Consider the following 20304-nt stretch of genomic DNA (forward strand, 5'->3'; position numbering starts at 1 on the left):
GCTGAGTTCTCCCCAATCCATTCAAATTTAAGACACAACTTGGGTGCGAGGTCTACCTAATTCCGTAAATCTATTCAGAACTGCCACACGCGCATGAATTTCATTGACCTGACTTTGAAAATGTCTTGCCGTCAGCCTATCACCTAATAATTTGATGCAATGCATCTTGGTTTCCACCAAACTACGACGGTGATAACCCGACCATTTTTTCCATAGGGTTCTGCCTAAATGTTTAACCGTTTGAAGTAACTCATTTCGTTCTATTGAACTTATTTTAGAATCTTTCCAGGGCTTGGCATTCTTTCTGGGTGGAATTACTGCATGTGCTTGACGATCTGAAATCACTTTTCTGCAGCACTTCGTGTCGTACGCGCCATCGGTATAGACAGAATCTATTCGCTCATCTAGTGGAATTTGATCCAGTAAATCACCTAGTACTTGTGAATCACTGACATTATTTGTAGTAAGCTGAACGGCACGTATTTGCAGTGTTTCAGCATCTATACCAATATGCAGTTTACGCCATTGCCGACGGTATTCAGGCTGATGTTTTTTACGCTTCCATTCGCCTTCACCTAAAAACTTTAAACCCGTAGAGTCGACAAGTAGGTGTAACCCATCATGACTTTTCTGATAGCTTATCGCAATATCAATATGCTTTTGTCGTCTACAAAGGGTGGAGTAATCTGGTGCTGTCCAATTCAAGCCACAGAGTTTAATCAGGCTTTGAACAAAGCCAGTAACCATACGTAAAGAAAGACGGAATAGAGATTTGATCATTAAACAGCATTGAATCGCTGTATCGGAATAAGTTTGATTTCGTCCTTGCTTGCCTTGTGGTTGTGCATACCATTGCGTCTTAGGATCAAACCAGATTGAAATATTTCCTCGCTTGATTAAAGCTTGGTTATACGAGGACCAATTGGTTGTACGATAGATTTTAGGTGTAGGCTTCTTCATCTGGAAATTATATTACTGAAGAAGCCTTCAAGAATAGCTTTGTGCAACAAAGCCATTCATTATCAAATTGAGCGTAAGGAAATGTTCGATCATTGGTTAAAATATCTTTAAATCGAACAAAAGGACGTAATCTCACTAGAAACGAATTTTAAAATTAGAAAAAATGAATGGTTAGGAATTTTAAGGACGTGCTCAGGGCTGAGTGATTTTTAATATTTTATTCTCTTTTCTGTTTAGCATACCTAAAAAATTCCTAGTTTTTGTCTACAAAACGATGGATGTAATATGACATATACTCAGGAAGAAAAACGTAGTCGAATAGGTGGGATTGTAGGCGCAGCCTCTGGTAATTTAGTCGAATGGTTTGATTTTTATATTTATGCAGTATTTGCTGCTTACTTTACTCAAGCTTTAACCGCACCTGATATGGATAGTACGACCAAGTCTATTTATGTTTGGGGGGTATTTGCAGCAAGCTTCTTTATGCGTCCGATTGGAAGCTGGCTATTTGGTCGTATTGCAGATCGACATGGCCGAAAGAAGTCGATGATCATATCAATTTGTCTTATGGCTTTAAGCTCCTTTTTATTTGCAGCTTTGCCTACTTATGATCAAGTCGGTTTATTTGCCCCTTTTCTGTTACTGCTTGTTCGTTTACTTCAAGGCTTATCAGTGGGTGGTGAATATGGCGCCGTTGCCACTTATATGAGTGAATTAGGCTTAAAAGGTCAGCGTGGTTTTTACTCGTCTTTCCAATATGTCACCCTCTCTGGTGGTCAATTGCTTGCAAGCTTACTGGGCGTTATTTTGTTGACGTTCTTAAGTGAACAACAATTACATGATGGCGGCTGGCGTATTCCGTTTGTTATTGGTGGTATCGCAGCAATTTTATCTTTGCTTGCACGTAGTCGTTTAGAAGAAACGCTTTCTCATCAAGACAGCGAACGAAAAGAGTCTGGCAGCTTAAGAGAACTCTTTAAAAAACACTGGAAAACCTTTTTATTGGTGGTTGGATACACTTCTGCCGGTTCATTAACGTTTTATGTAGAGACCGTTTATTCAAAAACCTATTTAACCAACTTAGGGATGCATGGAAAAACTGTTGGTTATATCATGACCTTCGCGCTATTTGTTTATATGTGTGCTCAACCTGTATTTGGAGCAATTTCGGACCGTATTGGGCGACGCTCTTCAATGTTGGCATTTAGCTTATTGTCCGCCATTTTTATTTATCCAGTCATGGTGATCGGGATGCGTGCCTATATAGATTCTCCGATCATCATTACATTGCTACTCATCTTTATGATGATGTTACTCAGCTTCTATACTTCCATTAGTGGTTTGGTAAAAGCTGAAATGTTCCCACCTCATGTGCGGGCTTTAGGTGTAGGTTTCTCGTATGCAGTAGGTAATGCGCTGTTTGGTGGTTCTGCACCTTCAGTTGCCTTACAGTTTAAAGCTGCCGGAATTGAAAATACCTTCTTTATATATGTGATAGTCATGCTGATTATCTGTTTCTTATGTAGCCTTGCGCTTCCGAAAAAACCAGATTATTTAGAACATGATCATTAATTAAATAAAATGCCTTCTGTCCCAAGCAGAAGGCATCTTTTATCCCTTAGCAAATTCTTTTAAAAAAGCCCACGGAAAAATCCCTTTATCATGCCCATCACTAAAGCAAATTTGGGCCCCATAACCTTGATCAAACATAGCTGTCACTTCAACATTTTGATGCTCTATTTTAATTTGTTTAATCCGCTTCGCTCGGCAAAAGCCACATGGGCAAATTTCCCTTAAACTTTGATGACTCAAACATACGCTTGAGCCATCGGTCCATATAAAGTGAACCTGCTTATTTATAGTGTCGACACGGATATCAGGTCTGATTTGCATACTTCACCTCACCAATTTGATTTAATCCAATACGAATCGCTTTTCGTACTTCAGGATCTGGATCATTTTGATGTTGTTCCAATAACGTCTGAGCTTCTGATGTGCCGATTTCGCCGAGTGCTAAAGCGACTTCTTTACGCAAGTTACTAATTTCATGCTTAAAGTTATCAGACAAATGAGCTACTGCTAGATGCGATTTGAGTAGTCCCAAGCTTCGTACTGCTGCAATACGTACTTGCCAATACAAGTCTGATACAGTATGAATTAAAGGAGCTTCGAGCTGAACAATACGTAATTTTCCAATCGTGAGCGCAGCTTCCACTCTTAGTTGCCAACTTTCCGAAGTTAAAGAATGTTGAAGTGCTTGGATGACCTCAGTTGATATACTCTGACTATAAGCCAAACCACCTGTTGCAATACGGCGGACCTCATCATCTGTATCTGTTTCTGCAATTTTTGCCAATATCGTAATCGCTTGGTCTTGTTGTAACCAACTTAATGCACTGACTGCCTCACGGCGCACAAATGCATTTTTATGGTGTACTAAAGCAGATATCTCATCAAATAATTGCTGTGGTCGTAAAGGTTTTAAAGCACGCAGAATTGCACTAAGAGCAAAAGTATCCGTATGCTTTAAATAAGGCGCAAGGATTGGGGCTGATGCCGCATTTTTCACTTCACTTAAACTTTGACTGGCAGTTTGTTTCACATTCACATCTGTATCAAATAAAGCTTGAGCCAATACTTGTAAACTGGTTGGATCTTCCCAACTTTCTAACTTTTTTGCTGCCTCTTGACGAACTAAAGCTGAAGAATCGTGTTGCAATGCTGCATGCAACCAAGGGAGTAAATCCGGATTTTCTTCATCGCCAATATTCATTAAAGCGACAAAGCGAATCTTTTCATCTGGGTCATTGAGCTGCGCAAGAAATTCCTGATTATATTCATCGAGGTCATCTAAAGCTTGATAATAAAAACTCATTCGTATTCCTTAATTTGTGATTTCTTTCCAAGCCCTAATGGATTTAAACGTCTTAACTCTTCTTGTTGAGTAGCTTCTTTTAAAGTCTGGATGCAATGTTTTTTAATGGCTGTAAATTCACTACTTGTTACAAGCTCAACATCTCGTGGACGTTCAAACTTAAGTGGAATTTCTTCAATAATTCGTCCTGGGCGATGGCTCATAATCAACACTCGATCGGCTAAAAAAAGTGCCTCATCAATATCGTGGGTAATAAATAAAACCGACGTTTGGATTTCTTGCCAAATTTCGAGTAATAGCATTTGCATTTTTAAACGAGTTTGAGCATCTAAGGCACCAAAAGGCTCATCCATTAATAAAATGCGAGGTTGATTAATCAGTACTCTCGCAATTTCAACTCGTTGCTGCATACCACCAGAAAGTTCGGCTGGAAATTTATGTTCAAAGCCTTTAAGTCCGACCAGATCAATCATTTTCTGAGCTTGTTCAATACGCTTTTGCTTAGCAATGCCCTTCATTTTCAAACCAAAAGCAATATTTTCAAGCACGCTTTTCCATGGAAATAAGGTATGTTGCTGGAACACCAAACCTCTGTCTGGATGCGGTTCAAATATCGATTCATCATCGACCGTTAAAGACCCAGAACTAATTGGTAAGTGCCCTGCCAAAGCACCTAATAATGTTGATTTACCGCAACCCGATGGGCCAAGTAAACAAATAAATTCGCCCGGTTGTATTTCGAAATTAATCCGATCTAGTGCCTGAAAACGATTTTTAGCTTGCCCTAAATGTAGCGATAGATTTTGAATACGAACATGGCCTTGTGTAATTGACATTTTAAGACTTCCTCAATTGATACCATGGAGTAAATCGGTTTCCAATCACACGCACCAATGTACTGCTAAACATACCTAACGCTCCGATCAGCACCATGCCAACCACGATATTGCTATAGTTTTGCAAGGTGAAAGATTCCCATGTGAAATATCCAATTCCATGTTGCCCAGAAATCATTTCGGCAGTCACTAAACAGAACCAACAAGTACCCATTCCAATAGATAAACCAGTAATAATGTTCGGTAATGCACCTGGAATAATGACTTCATGAATGATGGCAAGATCAGAAGCGCCTAGACTTTTTGCAGATGCAACGAGTCTTGGGTCAACTGCACCAACACCATGTACGGTGTTTAATAAAATTGGAAATAAAGCCCCAATAAACGTAATAAAAATCATGGAAGCTTCTGATGAGGGAAAAATCAGAATTGCTAAAGGAATCCATGCAACTGCTGGTATTGGACGTAATACTTCTAATGGTGGCATTAGAAAGGCAGCCAGTTTTTGGTAACGTCCTGCCAACAAACCAATACCTACACCAATTAGAGCCGCAAGCACAAAACCAATCACTACACGAAACACACTAGATTCAACATGTTCAAATGCAGCGCTGAGTTGAAAAAAAGCCCATAGCGCATGAATGACATCTAAAGGTGTCGGGACATTGCTAAAGTTCACAAAGCCTAAATTTACTTTAAACTGAGCAAGTCCTTGCCAAATTGCTATCCAAAAAGCTATAGATGTGAAAGCAATGACATAGCTTTTCAAACGCGCTGGATATGATCTCAACTGCCGAAAAAATTTAATCAAAAATGTAATTTGGTTATTAGGTTTTGTCTGGGCTAAACTACTCATTTGTTACCTCCTGCTCATTAGGTAAGACAACACATCAGCTCTGTGTTACAAGCTGAATAGCTTTAAAGTCATATACTTTTCCGCCCTGTTGTTTAGCCCATTTTTCAGCATCATCTTTTAATAAAAAGGCTTGAATTTTTCCTGCTTTGTCTGTGGCATACCATGCCAAATTAGCAAGTAACTTAATGTCGGACTGATGATCTTGGCTATAAACCACACGTACCGTTTTTCCATTGGCTTGTATTTTCTTTAAATCAGAAAAAGCATGCTCAGGCGTTTCATAGCTACGCACTTTTTCTTCACCCTTTACCCAAATTTGAGTCACCCGATCAAATGTCTTGATGGGTTGGCCCGTTAATGCGTCATTGGCAACCAAAGGTGATTTTGCATAGTCGGCCAGTTGCTGGCTGTAATTAAGTCCGGATGCCTGAAATGCATCCTTAATATATTGATTATCAATAAATTTATTTACATCAAGCGTACCGTCGTTTTTGCCTAAAACTTTTAAGGTGTCTATCGCGATTTGAGTTGCTTTTCGATATTCAGGTTTCCACGTTAAGTCACGAGTTTGCAGATCTAAAGGGCCATGAAATAGATAAACAACTTCAGCAGGAATACCGGTTTTTTCAGCAATCAGTTCACTATATTTTTCAGGTTGCTCGCGAATCAAACGATTCGCTTCAATGGCTGCTTGTAAATAAGCCTTTATAACTTCTGGATGCTGCTGTGCATAATCTTTGCTGGCAAGCGAACCATGAAATGTCGGTGATTTTGCTTGTGAACCATCATAGATTTTTTTGGCAAAACCTTGGTAAGCAAATAACTCGCCAAATGGTACGAAGTCAGCATGCGCAGCAATCTTATGACTTTTTAAGGCAGGCCCTGCTACTTCTGGCGCCTGAGCAATCACTTTAATATCTTTATCAAGTTGCCAGCCTTCTGCCTGAATCGCTCGTAGCAACAGTCCATGAGCAGTTGAGGCAAAAGGTACAGAAATGGTTTGTCCTTTTAGTTCTTTAAGCGATGTTACTTTTGAGTCAATTGGAACAACAATCGCATTGCCGCTACCATTAATACTGCCTGACAAAGGGGCTAAAAATATGCTTTCTTTGCCAGCTTTTTTAAATGCCGCTAAATTATTCACAGCAGGAAAGTCAGCCATTGCTCCCAAATCTAGACGCCCAGCTACCATTTCACTGGTAAGTGGTGCACCAGAGGTAAAGTTTTTCCATTGAATGTCATATTTAACGTGTTTATATTTACCATCTTTAGGCAAATATTTTGGTAATAAATTCAATTCACGAATGAGCAGCCCACCTGTTGCACAGTTAATGGTCGTGTCTTGTGTACCAATGGCGACACGTACAGTTTCTGTTTTACTGCCGCACCCCAAAGTGCCGAGTACCATGGCACCAATTAAACTACTGAGTAATAGTTTTTTATTGATCAATTTATTTTGTCTCATGTTGCGTATTCCAAATTAATTATTTGAGTAGGTATGGGATATTTACTTTGACTGCATCTGTTGGGCAGTCCTTTTCGCAAGGCATGCAATACCAACATTCATCAAATTGCATATAAGCTTTTTGGGTTGTTGGGTCGATTGCTAATAAGTCCATTGGACAAACATCTACACAGACAGTGCATCCTTTATCAGCAATACATTTATCCTCATCGATAATGACGGGTGCGACAGTACGGTGCTGTACTTCTTTAAAAATAAAAGTCATGATTTGAATTCCTGATTTATTTAGTCTGCTAGAGCAACATCTTTTTGAATGCGTAAACGGTCATACGACACAGCTTCATCTTGATTAATCGGAACCACATAAGGCTCGATTGGCCTTTTGAAACTGACCATGTTGCCCTGTTCATCTTTTTTCAAATGCGCATGACAGAACCAATCCGAGTTATTTTTTTGAGGGAAATCTGCTCTATAGTGGTACAGTCCCCAGCGGCTTTCTTCTCTAAACAGTGAAGCTCTTGCTGCCATTTCCGCGCAATCTCGAATAAAAGAAACTTCAGCGGCACGCATCAGCTCATGCGGGTTCCTTGCAGAAATTCGCTTAATATCTTGTTTAATTTCTTCAAAACGCTTGAGCCCAATTTCCATTTTTTGGCGAGTTTTAGGGGGCTGCAAATAGTCATTTACAAAACGGCGCAGCTTATATTCCACTTGTTCTGGAGGTAAACCTTCTGAGCAATTCAGTGGCGCAAATATTCGAGCTTTTTCTACTTCTATTTCACTTTGGTTTAATTTGCTATCTTGAACTGCACTCACGTATTGCGCGGCATTTACACCTGCAAACCAACCGTAAGTAAATGCACCAAGCATATAGTTATGAGGTACGGCCGCCATATCGCCAGCACTGTATAATCCCTTAACTGAAGTCTCAGCTTTTTCATTGACCCATACGCCAGAAGCACTGTGTCCGCTACAGAAACCAATTTCTGAAATATGCATTTCCACCATATCTTGACGATAATTGGTTCCTCGGCCCTCGTGGAAACGTCCACGGCTTGGGCGCTCATTGGTATGTAGAATCTCTTCAATGGTTTGAATGGTTTCTTCGGCCAGATGATCTACTTTTAAATAAACAGGGCCATTACCACTTTCCAGTTCTTGGTAAAACTCCCACATCATTTGACCACTCCAGTAGTCACATTCAATGAAACGTTCACCTTTACTGTTAGCGGTATAACCTCCTAAAGGACCAGTCACATAGGCACAAGCTGGACCGTTATAGTCTTTAATCAACGGATTAATCTGGAAGCACTCTAAATTGGCTAGCTCAGCACCGGCATGATATGCCATTGCATAGCCGTCACCTGCATTGGTTGGATTTTCATAAGTACCCATTAAGTAGCCGGAAGCTGGCAAACCTAAACGCCCTGCGGCACCACAACATAAAATGGCAGCTTTCGTTTTAATGACATAAAAGTCACCACTACGACAGTCAAAACCGAGTACACCATTGATTGCACCTTGCTCATTTTTTAAAAGCTTTGTGGTGACAATCCGATTATTAATTTTGACTTGAGCACGCTTTAATTGACGATATAAAACTTTTTTAACATCATGTCCTTCGGGCATTGGTAAAACATATGCCCCCATGTGATGTACTTTTTTTACTGCAAATTCACCTGTCTCATCTTTTTCAAACTTAATGCCCCATTGATCGAGCTGTTGAATGGTTGTGAAACTATGCTTCGCATATGCATATACAGTGCTTTGGTTAACTACCCCATCATTGGCAATGGTAATTTCTTTGGTGTATTGCTCAGGTGTCGCATATCCCGGAATAACAGCATTATTCAGCCCATCCATTCCCATTGAAATTGCCCCACTGCGTTTTACATTCGCTTTTTCAATGAGCAAGACTTTTAAATTGGGGTTTTCTTGTTTTGCTTTAATCGCAGCCATTGGCCCTGCAGTTCCACCACCAATCACTACAATATCAAACTCAAGATATTTAGTTTCCATTGTAAAATCCTTATTTTTATTTGAGTTATTAACGATGAATACGTAAACGGTACTGGAAGGTATCGCCTGAGAAATAGAGATATTCATAGTCAATCGGTTGACCATTTGCATCGTGAGTCAAACGTTCGACCCGTAATACCGGAGTTCCGATTTCGACTTGCAACAAGGCCGCTAATTCCTCATCCGCTACAGTGGCATCAATACTTAAATCTGCATGCCCTAAAGGAATGTCACATTCTTGTTCTAATGCTTTGAAAATATCGGTTGTGCGTAAATCAATCGCTTTTTCTTTAAGTTTCAAACCAATATGTTCTGGCAAATAAGTCAACTCATACGATACTGGCTGACGGTTGAGTAAACGAACACGCTGAATTTCATACACATTGGCTTTAACAGGTAACTTTAATTTCGGTACTACATGCATCGGGACCTGCCTAAGCTCGGCCGAGATGACACGGTTTAAAATTTCGTGACCAGCAGATGACATTGCTTCTGCAAAACCTTGCAAACTTGAAATGTTCTGGAACGTTTTTGGCTTGCTTACAAAGGTCCCTTTACCTGGCACCTTAAAAATATAGCCTTCCAACTGTAATTGGTTGAGTGCTTGGCGAACTGTGATTCGGCTTACACCGAACTGTTCAGCAAACTCGTTTTCAGATGGAATTTGACTCAGTACGGCGTATTCGCCATTTACAATTTTGTTAAGGATGAGTTCCCTTAACTGATCGTAAAGAGGCTTATGATTTTTAGCATCTGGGGGTAGCTGGCTCACGGCTTACAACCTGTTATAACAACTTGAGCAAATAATGTTTAAAATGTTTCAGCTTTGGAAATAATTTAAAGCGATAACTTTAGTTAAAAAAATAATTTCAATGAATATCAATAAATTAATTAATAGCTATCTATAAAAGTTAAATGGTTATCATAAAAAATACATTTGTGTTTGTTATGCTATAAAACATACTCCGTTGTGCCATAAACGTAAAAATTACTATTATTTTTTAGGGGATAATATGCAACAAAAACAATTAAATACCCCTGATGATTCAGTGGAACAAGTCACCTTCTGGCAATCCTTCTTATTTTGGCTCAAGCTTGGTTTTATTAGCTTTGGGGGGCCTGCTGGACAAATCGCTGTGATGCATCAGGAATTGGTTGAACAAAAGCGCTGGATATCAGAAAAAAGATTTTTACATGCACTGAACTATTGCATGTTGTTACCTGGACCTGAAGCGCAGCAATTAGCAACTTACATTGGTTGGCTTATGCACAGAACTGCGGGAGGTTTGGTTGCCGGTATTTTATTTGTATTACCCTCTTTATTTATTTTAATTGGGCTGTCTTGGGTTTATATAAAATTTGGAGATGTTCCTGTTATTGCGGGTATTTTTTACGGGATAAAGCCTGCCGTCACCGCAATTGTTTTCCATGCGACATACCGTATAGGTAGTCGTTCGCTTAAAAATAAGTTTTTATGGGTCGTCGCAATTGCGGCGTTCTTTGCCATCTTTGTCTTAAAGCTTCCTTTCCCGCTTATCGTTTTAACCGCTGGTATTGCAGGTTATTTAGTTAGTAAAAAGTACCCTGAGCTACTTTCCTCAACTGCTGGTCATAAAGCTAGTCAAAAAGATTATGGCCCAGCATTTATTGATGATGAGACTCCGACACCAGAACACGCTAAATTCCACTGGTCACGGTTAGCCAGACTTATTTTTATAGCAATCATTTTATGGTTATTACCCATTTTAGCTTTAGGCGTATATTTCGGATGGCATCACTCTTATACCCAAATGGCATGGTTCTTCACTAAAGCTGCGCTGCTTACGTTTGGGGGCGCTTACGCAGTTTTACCTTATGTCTATCAAGGCGCTGTCAATCATTTTGGATGGCTTTCACCTACACAAATGATTGATGGTTTGGCACTTGGTGAAACTACTCCTGGTCCACTGATTATGGTCGTTGCCTTTGTTGGTTTTTTAGGAGGTGTTAATCATTCACTACTTGGTTCTGAGCATCTATTTTTTGCTGGAGCACTCGGTGCAGTTATTGTGACTTGGTTTACCTTTCTATTTTCATTTGTCTTTATTTTTGCGGGTGCGCCGATTATTGAGTCTACACATAACGAAATTAAATTTACTGCACCACTCACTGCAATTACCGCGGCTGTGGTCGGCGTCATTTTAAATTTAGCACTATTTTTTAGTTATCATGTGTTATGGCCACAAGGCTTTACAGGGCATTTTGACATTGTTGCAGCCCTCATTACTCTTGCTGCATTTATTGCTTTATTCCGATTTAACATTAATGTGCTGTATGTCATTTTTGCTTCGGCACTGATTGGTTTAGGGGTTTATCTTTTATAGAAATTAGTCATGAGTTCTTTAACGTAATTGTGAAGGACTCATGCCATAAAACTGTTTAAAACGATGGCTTAAATGACTTGCTGAACTAAAACCACATACTAGGGCAATGTCTTGTAAAGAAAGCTGAGATGACTGAATGAGTCCTTTTGCCTTAGTTAAACGTCTTTGCATGACATACTGGTGAGGCGCCATATTCATGGACTGTTTAAACATATGAGCAAAATGGTATTCGCTTAAATTCACAACATTTGCCAAATCAGACAAAGTGAGAGCCTGATCTAGATGATCTTCAATCCATTCCTGAATATATTTGAGCTTATGAGGTGCCAACCCACCTTTAATAATAGGCTGTTGCCATTGAACACTGCTGTATCTTCTAATTAAATGATTTAGCAATAAACTTGCTGTTGTACTCATTTGCAAATGATTTGAAGAATCTTGCCAATCGCAATCTAGCAAGAAGAACTGATAAAGTGCTCGAATCCGTTCATCGTCATTAAAGACAACTTCGTTTAACTCAATTTGATTAGGTTCTTTGTCCCATATTTTTTCGGCAACATCACGTAAATGTTGGTCTGTATAATACAAGTGAACAAATTTAAGCCCACCTCGTATATCCCAAGTCGACTCTTGATGCTCAGGCAACAAACAAAAACGCCCTGGCCCGCCACCATTTTTCCAGCCTGCAGGTGTTTTTTGATAACTTTCATAACCATCTTGGATATAGAGACTCAAAGTATGGTGGTCGCTACAGACACTTACACGATCTTGCTGATTAGACCAAAATGCAAGTTGCATATTTTCATCAAGCACCACAGTTTCGTGAAGCTTGGCTTTAGATTGCTGTAGCTGTTCTAAAGTTTGATAGGCCATGCAAAATTAAAACGAATATCATTGAGCTTAAGTTAACCATATTCAGTAAAATTCAGCTAGTTCAGACATATAAAAAACGCAAGATCTTGCATGTACTACACAAGAATATATACGTGAAAAATGAAGCATTCCTAGATACTTAAGCTTGGTAATCGAGGATGAAGTTATGAATATTTTACTCTATGTTGCGGTGGTGTTGATTTGGGGAACAACATGGATTGGAATTGCCGTTCAGAGCTATTATGCAACACCCGTCGTTGCAATTTTATGGCGTTTTGCCATTTCAGCCTTATTACTTTGGGTTGTTTTACTATTTTCAGGAAAATTACAGCGAATTGCTTTAAAAGATCATTTGTTCTGTATGCTGCAGGGTCTTTGTGTTTTTGGCCTAAACTTTATTTGTTTTTATACCGCTGTTAAATATGTAAATAGCGGTTTAGAGTCCGTCATTTTTTCAATGGCCGTTTTCTTTAATGCCATTAATGCACTTATCTTTTTTAAGCAGAAACCTTCTCCAAACTTTGCGCCAGCTGCACTTTTGGGTCTAAGTGGTATTGTTTTACTGTTTTGGCATGACCTGATTAATAGTCAGTTTAATGCACAGTTATTAATGGGTATTGGGCTATGTGCAATAGGCACTTACGGTTTTTCTTTAGGGAATATGATTAGTGTTAGACACCAAAAACGTGGCCTAAATATTTTTTCAACAAATTGTTATGCCATGACTTATGGGGCATTGGTGATGCTAAGTCTAGCTTTATTTACTGGACAAGATTTAATGCCGCCGATGAATTTCCCATTTTTAAGCTCGGTACTATACTTAGCTGTATTTGGCACAGTTATTGGGTTCTCTGCTTATTTTTCTTTAGTTGGACGAATTGGCGCAGCCAAAGCAGCCTATAGCACGTTGCTCTTTCCTTTAGTTGCTTTAACAGTTTCTACTTTCTTTGAAGGATATGAGTGGACTTTAAATGCTGTATTTGGAATTTTGCTAATCTTACTTGGTAATTACTTAATGTTTAGTAAGTTTGAAATTGGAAAGAAGTTATTTAACACCCAAAAAAATTGTGAAAAGCAGGCTTAAAGCCTGCTTTTTTATAAATCATAATTAATTTTAGTAGCCCGTTTTTAACATCAGCTCAAAATCTTTTAAAGCTGCGGCTGCTGTGGCTAAAGGCGCAGATGCCCCTCCACTGACCACAAATTCACCCATTTCTTGTGTTAACACCCGAATGCATTTTTGAGAACCTTGCAGATGAGCAAACGCATGATTTGCTCGGACTAACCTTAATTCAACACCTGTTTCAATTTGCTGATTTTTAACATGAATAAAACCGACCAGACGAGGAATTACATTTTCTTTTTTCCAGTCACGAATATGATCGGGTGTGACATGACCGATTCCTTGTCTTGGAATATCTTGAATTTTTATATCAGCCCCCAAAACAGTGTTGGCTAATATGGTAATTTTAGCCGCGGTATCCCATCCATCTACATCGAATGAACTGTCAGGTTCCGCAATACCTTTTGTTTGAGCTTTTTCAAGAGATTCTGCAAATGCGCATCCGTGTTGCAACATATCATTTAAAATAAAATTCGTGGTGCCTGTAAACACACCTTCTATTTCTAAAATTTGACAGCCTGCTAAGTTATATTCAAACAAATCAACAGTTGGTAAGGCAGCAGCTGTCGCACCGCTAAAAAATAGTTTTTTATTGTGCTGATGTGCCAAGTTAACTAATTTTTTACCATCTACGACTAAAGCACCTTTAGATACCGCAATCGCATTCATGTTGTGTGTTAAAGCATAATTTAAATAAAATAAGCCTTTCCCACCTGTCACATAATCACTGGGTCCGGTCTCAATAATGACATCTGCTTGAACCTGTTCTAAAAACTTTTGCTCTGTTAGACCTTCCTGAAATCGTGTTTTATCTAGCCACTTTGAAGTCTGAAAACCCTCTTGATCAATTAAGCCTGATGATGAGTTGCAGACACCCACTAAACGGGCATCAATTTGATATTTTTGTTTATAGTACGTCGATCGATTTAAAAGGAGCTCTGCAATTTGTTGTCCAATCCGTCCAAAACCGCAAATTGCCACGTTAACTCGCTTCATATCGCTTTCTCAAAATTTTAAATGCTTTAAATGAAATTTCCAAAGACAATTTAAACATCTTATCTCTGGAAATTTAGTATTCATAAGGATAGTTAAAATACTATATATCTTAGATATTTGTTAGATTAACAATCTTAATAACCATATAAATTGCGACAGCAAAAACCATTAAAGCAAAGACTTTTTGTACAATTGACGCTGGAATAAAACGAATAGCTTGGCGCCCTAATAACATACCAAATGCACATGCGAGTGCGAACGCACTAGTGATTGCTACTGGATAGTGAAAACCCTCTGCAATATGCATCACAATACTTATGCCACTAATAAGGAAAATAATCATAAGTGAGGTTGCAACAATACTATGCATATCCAAATTTGTGACTTTTCTAAGCGCTGGTACAATTACAAAGCCGCCACCAACCCCTAGCATGCCAGTTAAAAGCCCCGCAATAATCCCGATACTGGCAAGCACGCCACCAGTTTTAAAATTCCAGATAAAGCGTCCAGTACTTGGGTTGACCTGACACGGCGGGTTATGAAAATCTGATACTCGGTTACTAATAAGTCGATAACCCACTGTAAACATGACTAAGCTAAACATTAACATGAGCCAGACAGGTGAAATCGCGTTGGCAATTAAAATGCCGATATGTGCCATAGGTGCACCAATTAAGGCAATCCAAATAGCAGCGCGATAACGAACTATCTTTTTAAATAAGCCTTCAATAGTTCCAATGAGTGTAGATAGCGCAACAGCAAGCAATCCAATCGGCGCTGCTTGAGCCACTGTCCAGCCTTGACTTGTCATAAGCGCGGGTACAGCAAGAATACCGCCACCTGCGCCAGTAAGACCAAGTAAAAAGCCAATCACGATGCCTTCAACGACAAGTAATAACATATCAAAAGCCTAAAATTGCATATACATCATTTGCAGTAGACTGCTGGTTAGTGAGTGAATAGAGCTCGTCTTCCTGCGAAGCTTCAGTCGCTTCTCAGAACAAAGCGTTGCTTTGATTCACCCTCTTAACTCGAGCATAGTTCTCGTCTTCTTGCGAAGCTTTAGTCGCTTCTCAAGATAAAGCGTTGCTTTGTTTATCCTCGCTCAGGTTTGACCATCCACTCGCGGCCTTTGAGCATGCCTTGCCAATAAATTGGCGGTAAAATCTGCTCTTTAAGTAACCATGCCAAACGAGATGGCTTTTGCCCATCAATCACCCATTTTGGGAAACTAGGAAGCAATTTGCCGCCATAACCAAACTCAGCTAGAACGATTTTTCCACGCTCCACGGTGAGTGGACATGAGCCATAGCCGTTGTATTCACAGAAGTCCGGCTCCCCCTTGAGCTGCGCTATCACATTTACAGCAACGATTGGGGCTTGGGCTCGCGCCGCAGCAGCAGTTTTGGCATTAGGTGCATTCATCACATCACCTAAAGCAAAAATATTGGCATGCTGTGTGTGTTGTAAGGTTTGAGGATTCACACTCACCCAGCCTGCTTCATCAGTAAGAATACTTGCACGAATAAAATCAGGTGCTTGTTGCGGTGGAACAACATGCAACATATCGAAATTAGTTTCGATTAATGCTGCATTTTCATCATTCACGACCTTAAACCATGCTTTTTTTGCAGGCCCATCTACTTTGACCAGTTGATGATTAAAGTGAAGTTCAGAGCCATATTTTTCGACGTATTGCATGAGTGCAGGCACATATTCCTTCACACCAAATAAAACAGCACCAGTGTTATAAAAATGGATAGAGATATCTTTAAGTTTGCCTTGCTTTAACCAGTAATCCGCTGAAAGGTACATCGCTTTTTGAGGAGCACCTGCACACTTAATCGGCATAGGTGGCTGGGTAAAAATTGCCTTTCCACCGTTTAGCTGTTGCACAAGTTCCCATGTATACGGTGCTAAATCATAACGATAGTTAGACGTCACCCCATTTTTACCTAAGGTTTCGACTAAACCTTCAATGCCATGCCAATTCAGTTTTAAACCGGGACAGACAACCAATGCTTTATATTGGATGGGCTGGCATCCTTCCAAAATGACTTGATTATGTTCAGGGTCGAATCCGGCAACCGCAGCTTTCATCCATTTCACTTTTGAAGGAATCACACTTGCCATTGAGCGTGCAGTTACTTGTGGCTTAAAAATACCGCCACCGACCATGGTCCAACCCGGTTGATAATAATGGGTGTCTGCCGGATCAATAATGACAATATCTAAATGAGGTTCGCGAGACAGTAAGCTCGATGCTACAGAAATTCCTGCTGCTCCAGCGCCCACAATCACAACGCTATAACAAGGAATTGTCGCTGGTTCATAATCATGTTTTAAAATACGTGGCACTAAGCCTTTTAAGTTAAAACCAAGTTTGTTACCCGTTTCAACTAGCAGTGCTGCATCTTGTGGAGCAACTTCAGCCAAAGCCCACAAACTGATTGCACGCATACCAGAGCGACAATATGCTAAAACGGGCTTTTGGGCATTCTGATAAAGCTGCTTAAACTCGGTAACTTGTTGATCGGTAATTTTGCCACTGGTAACAGGTTGATAAATTACCTTTAGACTATGTCGCTGAGCTGCTTCTTCAATTTCAATTACATTGGGTTGATCTGCACCTTCTCCATCTGGACGGTTACATATCAGAGTTTTTATTCCTTGATCTGCAATTTTTGCAATATCGTCGACTGTAATCTGGCCAGCAACATAAAAATCTTGATTAACTCGTTTAAGTTCCATATTGCCACCTTCTTATGATTGTGAAATTGAGCCGCAAGCCTGATTAGCAGGAAGTGCTTTATCGATTTGTTTTGGATATGGCAGATTTAAGTTATTCATTAATTCAATAAAATCTTCACGCGAGCGATTCTGACCTAGACGTGAATTATTTAAGCGTTCATAACCAATTGTTGAAGACAGACGACCTTTATAATCGTGTCCCGGATACACAATAGTCTCGTCAGGCAAGCTAAAAAGTTGTTTATGAATACTGTCATAAAGTGTACCTGCATTACCTTGCTGGAAGTCAGTTCGACCACAGCCGTCAATTAATAATGCATCACCAGTGAAAATCATGTTTCCAACTAGGTAACTCGTACAAGCATTGGTATGACCTGGTGTGTAACGCGCTTCAATACTGAGGTTGCCAACTTTAAGCATGCAACCATCAGTAATTAAAATATCTCCGCAACTTACTTCTGAGTTTCGGTGTAAAACCGATTTGCAATGGAAACGTTCACGAAGTAAATTTGCAGCGGTAATATGGTCTGCATGAACATGAGTGTCTAAGGTATAGATGAGCGTAAATTGATGCTGCTCTAATTCTTTTGCATAAATCTCAATATCTGATGCGACTGGATCAATTAAAACAGCCTCTCGTGTTTCTTCACATCCAAGCATATATGTATAAGTCGAACTTTCTTTTTCAAAAAACTGCTTAAAGAACATGATTTATACCCTAATAATTTATTTCTTTCCTATATTTTGCAAATAAGATGCCAATTATTTAAAATTAAATAATAAATATAAAAATCAAAAGTTTAAAATAATAAGTAAAACTAAACTTAGAAAATGAACTCAGCTTGATGTTCCTATGAAACTCAAGTATGTTTCAATGAAACGATTGTGAAACATATAAAATGGCAAAGCTAAATTTTGAGTCAGAACAGAATTTTTATATTTTATTTGAGCAGCTTAAGGCTCTCTTCCCAAATGCGAGCCTGTTTTTAGCAGACACAACGACTCAAGCAATTCACTATAAATTTAATACAGACGATATTTCTGTAGAGAGTATGGCAGCGCTTACTCAAGACCATCACAATCAATATCTTGAGATCAATACTCCTAAAATGAGACAGCGATTTATCTATCAAGAACATGATATTTATATTGCCGAGCATCGCATTATCGGAAAGCTACATATTTTACAGCCTATTAACATAGAGAATGATATTGCTAATCAAGTAGAGCTAACAGAACAGTTGCAAGACTTGTCCAAGGTTTTTAATAGCTGCTCGCCAGAAATGACCCGTATGTTTTCAATTATTCAAAGAGTGGCAATTACTGAATTTCCAGTGCTTGTCCGCGGTGAATCTGGTAGTGGTAAAGAGCTTGTGGCAAAAGCAATTCATGATTATAGCCAACGTAAAAATAAGATTTTTGTAGCAATTAACTGTGCTGCTCTCAATGCCAATATTTTAGAAAGTGAACTATTTGGGCATGTGAAAGGTGCTTTTACAGGAGCAATTCGTGACCATAAAGGCGTGTTTGAACGTGCTGCTGGCGGAACGTTGTTTCTAGATGAAATTGCCGAGATTCCTTTAGAGCTGCAAGCTAAATTATTACGCGTATTAGAAACAGGGGAATTTACGCCAGTTGGTGGTGAAAAACCGATTCAGGCCAATGTCCGAATTATTACCGCAACACACAAAGCTTTACGCGAAGAAGCTAAGGCTGGGCGTTTCCGCCATGATCTACTCTACCGTTTGCGTGTGATTCCAATTTTTATACCCCCACTTAGAGAACGAAAAGTCGATATTCCTCTTATTGTCGATCAAATTTTAAAAGAAAGCTCAGCCCAACTCGAATCGATGCCTCGCCATATTAATCAAAAAGCCATGCAGGTTTTATTGAACTATGACTGGCCGGGAAATGTTCGTGAACTAAAAAACACTCTGCTTTATGCGTTAACCATGGCAAATGGTAAGGTTGAAATTGAAGTCAAAGACTTACCGAACGAGCTCTTAAATGCTGAGGATTACGTTAAATTACCCGAGACAAATACAGAGCTGAGCCCGGAAAATGTGCAAGCAGCTTTAGAAAAATATAACCATAACCTGAATATGGTCGCGAATATTTTTGGAATTAGCCGCACTACTCTTTGGCGATACAGACAAAAGCACAAGCTTTAGCTAGGTATTTAGCTCATCTAAGGCGTATCATATTGCAGTTGGTTAGGTCCGTTAGTTCAAAGGCTTTCTATGATTGTTCGCGATAAAAGCAGCGTTTTTAAACTCTTATTTGCATGGAAAGGAACTGTTCTGCCCAAGGTTTTACCAGCACTAAGTTTTGTTGTACTTATTTCAGCATGTGTGGTCTGGCTCTCTTATTATCATTGGATTCAAATTCCTACCGTACCCGCGATCGGATTTACTATCTTTGGCGTGATTCTTTCCATTTGTACGGGTTTTCGAAATAATGCCTGTTATGATCGATGGTGGGAAGGTCGCAAACTTTGGGGCGCATTAATTGCCAATGCCAGACACATTGTTAGAGACAGCCATGTTTTATCCAATGAACAACGTGAACATTTAATTCATCAGGTCTTAATTTTTAGCAATTTATTGCGTGATCGCTTACGTCAACAAACCGCCGAACCAACCAAATTTCTTGAACATGCGTATTTAAATAACTCTTCACTCGATTATTTAAATGAGCATATTAATGCACCACAATTTGTACTCGAAAATATTCAAAAAGATTTAGTCAAATCTCTAAAAGACGGCGAAATTAGTGACATTATCTATAGCACTCTGACGCGTCATATTGTTGAGCTAGGCAATATTCAAGCGGGTTGTGACCGTATTGCCGGTACACCTTTACCCTACTCATATTCAGTACTTTTACATCGTGCTGTTTACTGTTTTTGTTTTATTTTACCGTTTAGCCTTGAAGCAGCTTTAGGTATTTGGACACCGCTTATTGTTGGCTTAATCGCTTATATGTTTTTAGGGCTAGATGCTTTAAGTGCTCAAATTGAAGAACCTTTCGGTTTGCAAGAAAATGATTTACCGCTTGATTCAATTGTTCGCTTAATTGAGCGAGAGTCTCTAAGCTCTTTAGGACAGCCATTACCTCCTATTATTGAAGCCAAGAACAACAATTTACTTTAATAAAAAAGAGCGAATCATCGCTCTTTTTTATAGGC

19 protein-coding genes are annotated in these 20304 nt (G+C 39.3%); 5 read left to right on the forward strand and 14 right to left on the reverse strand.

Features of this window, described 5'->3' with window-relative positions; translation table 11 throughout:
* Positions 1 to 27 precede the first annotated feature (27 nt).
* Positions 28 to 960 (reverse strand): IS5-like element ISAha3 family transposase, encoded by a 933-nt coding sequence (locus J671_RS21155; protein ID WP_004812228.1) that lies wholly within the window; start codon positions 958 to 960, stop codon positions 28 to 30.
* Between the two features lie 285 nt (positions 961 to 1245).
* Here J671_RS21155 and J671_RS21160 point away from each other — a divergent pair, with 285 nt between their 5' ends.
* Entirely contained in the window at positions 1246 to 2532 is a 1287-nt protein-coding gene (locus tag J671_RS21160) for an MFS transporter (protein ID WP_004887307.1), read from the forward strand.
* Between the two features lie 39 nt (positions 2533 to 2571).
* On the opposite strand, the gene J671_RS21165 is transcribed toward J671_RS21160, so the two are convergent.
* From J671_RS21165 to J671_RS21200, 8 genes are read right to left on the reverse strand one after another with little or no spacing between them, the layout of a single operon-like run.
* On the reverse strand, positions 2572 to 2853 hold the full coding sequence (locus tag J671_RS21165; protein ID WP_001167101.1) for a gamma-butyrobetaine hydroxylase-like domain-containing protein: 282 nt from the start codon (positions 2851 to 2853) through the stop codon (positions 2572 to 2574).
* Positions 2837 to 3835 (reverse strand): HEAT repeat domain-containing protein, encoded by a 999-nt coding sequence (locus tag J671_RS21170; protein WP_006581651.1) that lies wholly within the window; start codon positions 3833 to 3835, stop codon positions 2837 to 2839. Before J671_RS21170 ends, J671_RS21165 begins: the two co-directional genes overlap by 17 nt.
* The gene (locus tag J671_RS21175) at positions 3832 to 4671 is read right to left on the reverse strand and encodes an ABC transporter ATP-binding protein (protein ID WP_004887310.1); all 840 of its coding nucleotides are present in this window, start codon (positions 4669 to 4671) and stop codon (positions 3832 to 3834) included. Before J671_RS21175 ends, J671_RS21170 begins: the two co-directional genes overlap by 4 nt.
* 1 nt (position 4672) lies before the next feature.
* Positions 4673 to 5527 carry an ABC transporter permease gene (locus tag J671_RS21180; protein WP_004887311.1) on the reverse strand — a complete coding sequence of 285 codons (855 nt, stop codon included), beginning with the start codon at positions 5525 to 5527 and terminating at the stop codon, positions 4673 to 4675.
* A 34-nt stretch (positions 5528 to 5561) separates the two neighbouring features.
* Entirely contained in the window at positions 5562 to 6992 is a 1431-nt protein-coding gene (locus J671_RS21185) for an ABC transporter substrate-binding protein (protein ID WP_004887312.1), read from the reverse strand.
* 19 nt (positions 6993 to 7011) lie between these two features.
* Positions 7012 to 7257 (reverse strand): 4Fe-4S dicluster domain-containing protein, encoded by a 246-nt coding sequence (locus tag J671_RS21190; RefSeq protein WP_004887313.1) that lies wholly within the window; start codon positions 7255 to 7257, stop codon positions 7012 to 7014.
* Between the two features lie 20 nt (positions 7258 to 7277).
* Positions 7278 to 9011 (reverse strand): fumarate reductase/succinate dehydrogenase flavoprotein subunit, encoded by a 1734-nt coding sequence (locus J671_RS21195; protein ID WP_004887314.1) that lies wholly within the window; start codon positions 9009 to 9011, stop codon positions 7278 to 7280.
* A gap of 28 nt (positions 9012 to 9039) precedes the next feature.
* Positions 9040 to 9783: a GntR family transcriptional regulator gene (locus tag J671_RS21200; RefSeq protein WP_004887315.1), complete on the reverse strand. Its 744-nt coding sequence runs from the start codon at positions 9781 to 9783 to the stop codon at positions 9040 to 9042.
* A gap of 241 nt (positions 9784 to 10024) precedes the next feature.
* On the opposite strand from J671_RS21200, the gene chrA reads away from it, so the two are divergent.
* Positions 10025 to 11374, forward strand: coding sequence for a chromate efflux transporter (gene chrA / locus J671_RS21205; protein ID WP_004887316.1), 1350 nt, complete (start codon positions 10025 to 10027; stop codon positions 11372 to 11374).
* An 18-nt stretch (positions 11375 to 11392) separates the two neighbouring features.
* On the opposite strand, the gene J671_RS21210 is transcribed toward chrA, so the two are convergent.
* Positions 11393 to 12247 (reverse strand): helix-turn-helix domain-containing protein, encoded by an 855-nt coding sequence (locus J671_RS21210; protein ID WP_002050074.1) that lies wholly within the window; start codon positions 12245 to 12247, stop codon positions 11393 to 11395.
* A gap of 166 nt (positions 12248 to 12413) precedes the next feature.
* Here J671_RS21210 and J671_RS21215 point away from each other — a divergent pair, with 166 nt between their 5' ends.
* Positions 12414 to 13331 (forward strand): DMT family transporter, encoded by a 918-nt coding sequence (locus tag J671_RS21215; protein ID WP_004887318.1) that lies wholly within the window; start codon positions 12414 to 12416, stop codon positions 13329 to 13331.
* Positions 13332 to 13361: 30 nt separating this feature from the next.
* Here J671_RS21215 and J671_RS21220 read toward each other — a convergent pair whose 3' ends face one another.
* The 4 genes from J671_RS21220 to J671_RS21235 form a co-directional block, all read right to left on the reverse strand.
* Positions 13362 to 14366 carry a homoserine dehydrogenase gene (locus tag J671_RS21220; RefSeq protein ID WP_004887320.1) on the reverse strand — a complete coding sequence of 335 codons (1005 nt, stop codon included), beginning with the start codon at positions 14364 to 14366 and terminating at the stop codon, positions 13362 to 13364.
* 109 nt (positions 14367 to 14475) lie between these two features.
* Complete coding sequence (locus tag J671_RS21225; RefSeq protein WP_004887322.1) at positions 14476 to 15267, reverse strand: sulfite exporter TauE/SafE family protein; 792 nt, start codon at positions 15265 to 15267, stop codon at positions 14476 to 14478.
* A gap of 194 nt (positions 15268 to 15461) precedes the next feature.
* Complete coding sequence (locus J671_RS21230; protein ID WP_004887324.1) at positions 15462 to 17117, reverse strand: bifunctional protein tyrosine phosphatase family protein/NAD(P)/FAD-dependent oxidoreductase; 1656 nt, start codon at positions 17115 to 17117, stop codon at positions 15462 to 15464.
* Positions 17118 to 17129: 12 nt separating this feature from the next.
* Positions 17130 to 17825: an MBL fold metallo-hydrolase gene (locus J671_RS21235; protein WP_004887326.1), complete on the reverse strand. Its 696-nt coding sequence runs from the start codon at positions 17823 to 17825 to the stop codon at positions 17130 to 17132.
* Between the two features lie 191 nt (positions 17826 to 18016).
* Here J671_RS21235 and J671_RS21240 point away from each other — a divergent pair, with 191 nt between their 5' ends.
* A complete protein-coding gene (locus J671_RS21240; protein ID WP_004887328.1) occupies positions 18017 to 19288 on the forward strand; it encodes a sigma-54 interaction domain-containing protein in 1272 nt (423 codons plus the stop codon).
* 69 nt (positions 19289 to 19357) lie between these two features.
* Positions 19358 to 20269, forward strand: a complete 912-nt coding sequence (locus J671_RS21245) for a bestrophin family protein (RefSeq protein WP_004887330.1) — start codon at positions 19358 to 19360, stop codon at positions 20267 to 20269.
* Positions 20270 to 20304 lie beyond the last annotated feature (35 nt).

It is taken from the genome of Acinetobacter sp. 1130196, from assembly GCF_000588095.1.
GTDB lineage: Bacteria > Pseudomonadota > Gammaproteobacteria > Pseudomonadales > Moraxellaceae > Acinetobacter > Acinetobacter nosocomialis.

Coding starts and splice junctions, on each gene's coding strand:
- J671_RS21155 (WP_004812228.1), bottom strand. CDS start 960: ATGAAGAAGCCTACACCTAAAATCTATCGTACAACCAATTGGTCCTCG.
- J671_RS21160 (WP_004887307.1), top strand. CDS start 1,246: ATGACATATACTCAGGAAGAAAAACGTAGTCGAATAGGTGGGATTGTA.
- J671_RS21165 (WP_001167101.1), bottom strand. CDS start 2,853: ATGCAAATCAGACCTGATATCCGTGTCGACACTATAAATAAGCAGGTT.
- J671_RS21170 (WP_006581651.1), bottom strand. CDS start 3,835: ATGAGTTTTTATTATCAAGCTTTAGATGACCTCGATGAATATAATCAG.
- J671_RS21175 (WP_004887310.1), bottom strand. CDS start 4,671: ATGTCAATTACACAAGGCCATGTTCGTATTCAAAATCTATCGCTACAT.
- J671_RS21180 (WP_004887311.1), bottom strand. CDS start 5,527: ATGAGTAGTTTAGCCCAGACAAAACCTAATAACCAAATTACATTTTTG.
- J671_RS21185 (WP_004887312.1), bottom strand. CDS start 6,992: ATGAGACAAAATAAATTGATCAATAAAAAACTATTACTCAGTAGTTTA.
- J671_RS21190 (WP_004887313.1), bottom strand. CDS start 7,257: ATGACTTTTATTTTTAAAGAAGTACAGCACCGTACTGTCGCACCCGTC.
- J671_RS21195 (WP_004887314.1), bottom strand. CDS start 9,011: ATGGAAACTAAATATCTTGAGTTTGATATTGTAGTGATTGGTGGTGGA.
- chrA (WP_004887316.1), top strand. CDS start 10,025: ATGCAACAAAAACAATTAAATACCCCTGATGATTCAGTGGAACAAGTC.
- J671_RS21210 (WP_002050074.1), bottom strand. CDS start 12,247: ATGGCCTATCAAACTTTAGAACAGCTACAGCAATCTAAAGCCAAGCTT.
- J671_RS21215 (WP_004887318.1), top strand. CDS start 12,414: ATGAATATTTTACTCTATGTTGCGGTGGTGTTGATTTGGGGAACAACA.
- J671_RS21220 (WP_004887320.1), bottom strand. CDS start 14,366: ATGAAGCGAGTTAACGTGGCAATTTGCGGTTTTGGACGGATTGGACAA.
- J671_RS21225 (WP_004887322.1), bottom strand. CDS start 15,267: ATGTTATTACTTGTCGTTGAAGGCATCGTGATTGGCTTTTTACTTGGT.
- J671_RS21230 (WP_004887324.1), bottom strand. CDS start 17,117: ATGGAACTTAAACGAGTTAATCAAGATTTTTATGTTGCTGGCCAGATT.
- J671_RS21235 (WP_004887326.1), bottom strand. CDS start 17,825: ATGTTCTTTAAGCAGTTTTTTGAAAAAGAAAGTTCGACTTATACATAT.
- J671_RS21240 (WP_004887328.1), top strand. CDS start 18,017: ATGGCAAAGCTAAATTTTGAGTCAGAACAGAATTTTTATATTTTATTT.
- J671_RS21245 (WP_004887330.1), top strand. CDS start 19,358: ATGATTGTTCGCGATAAAAGCAGCGTTTTTAAACTCTTATTTGCATGG.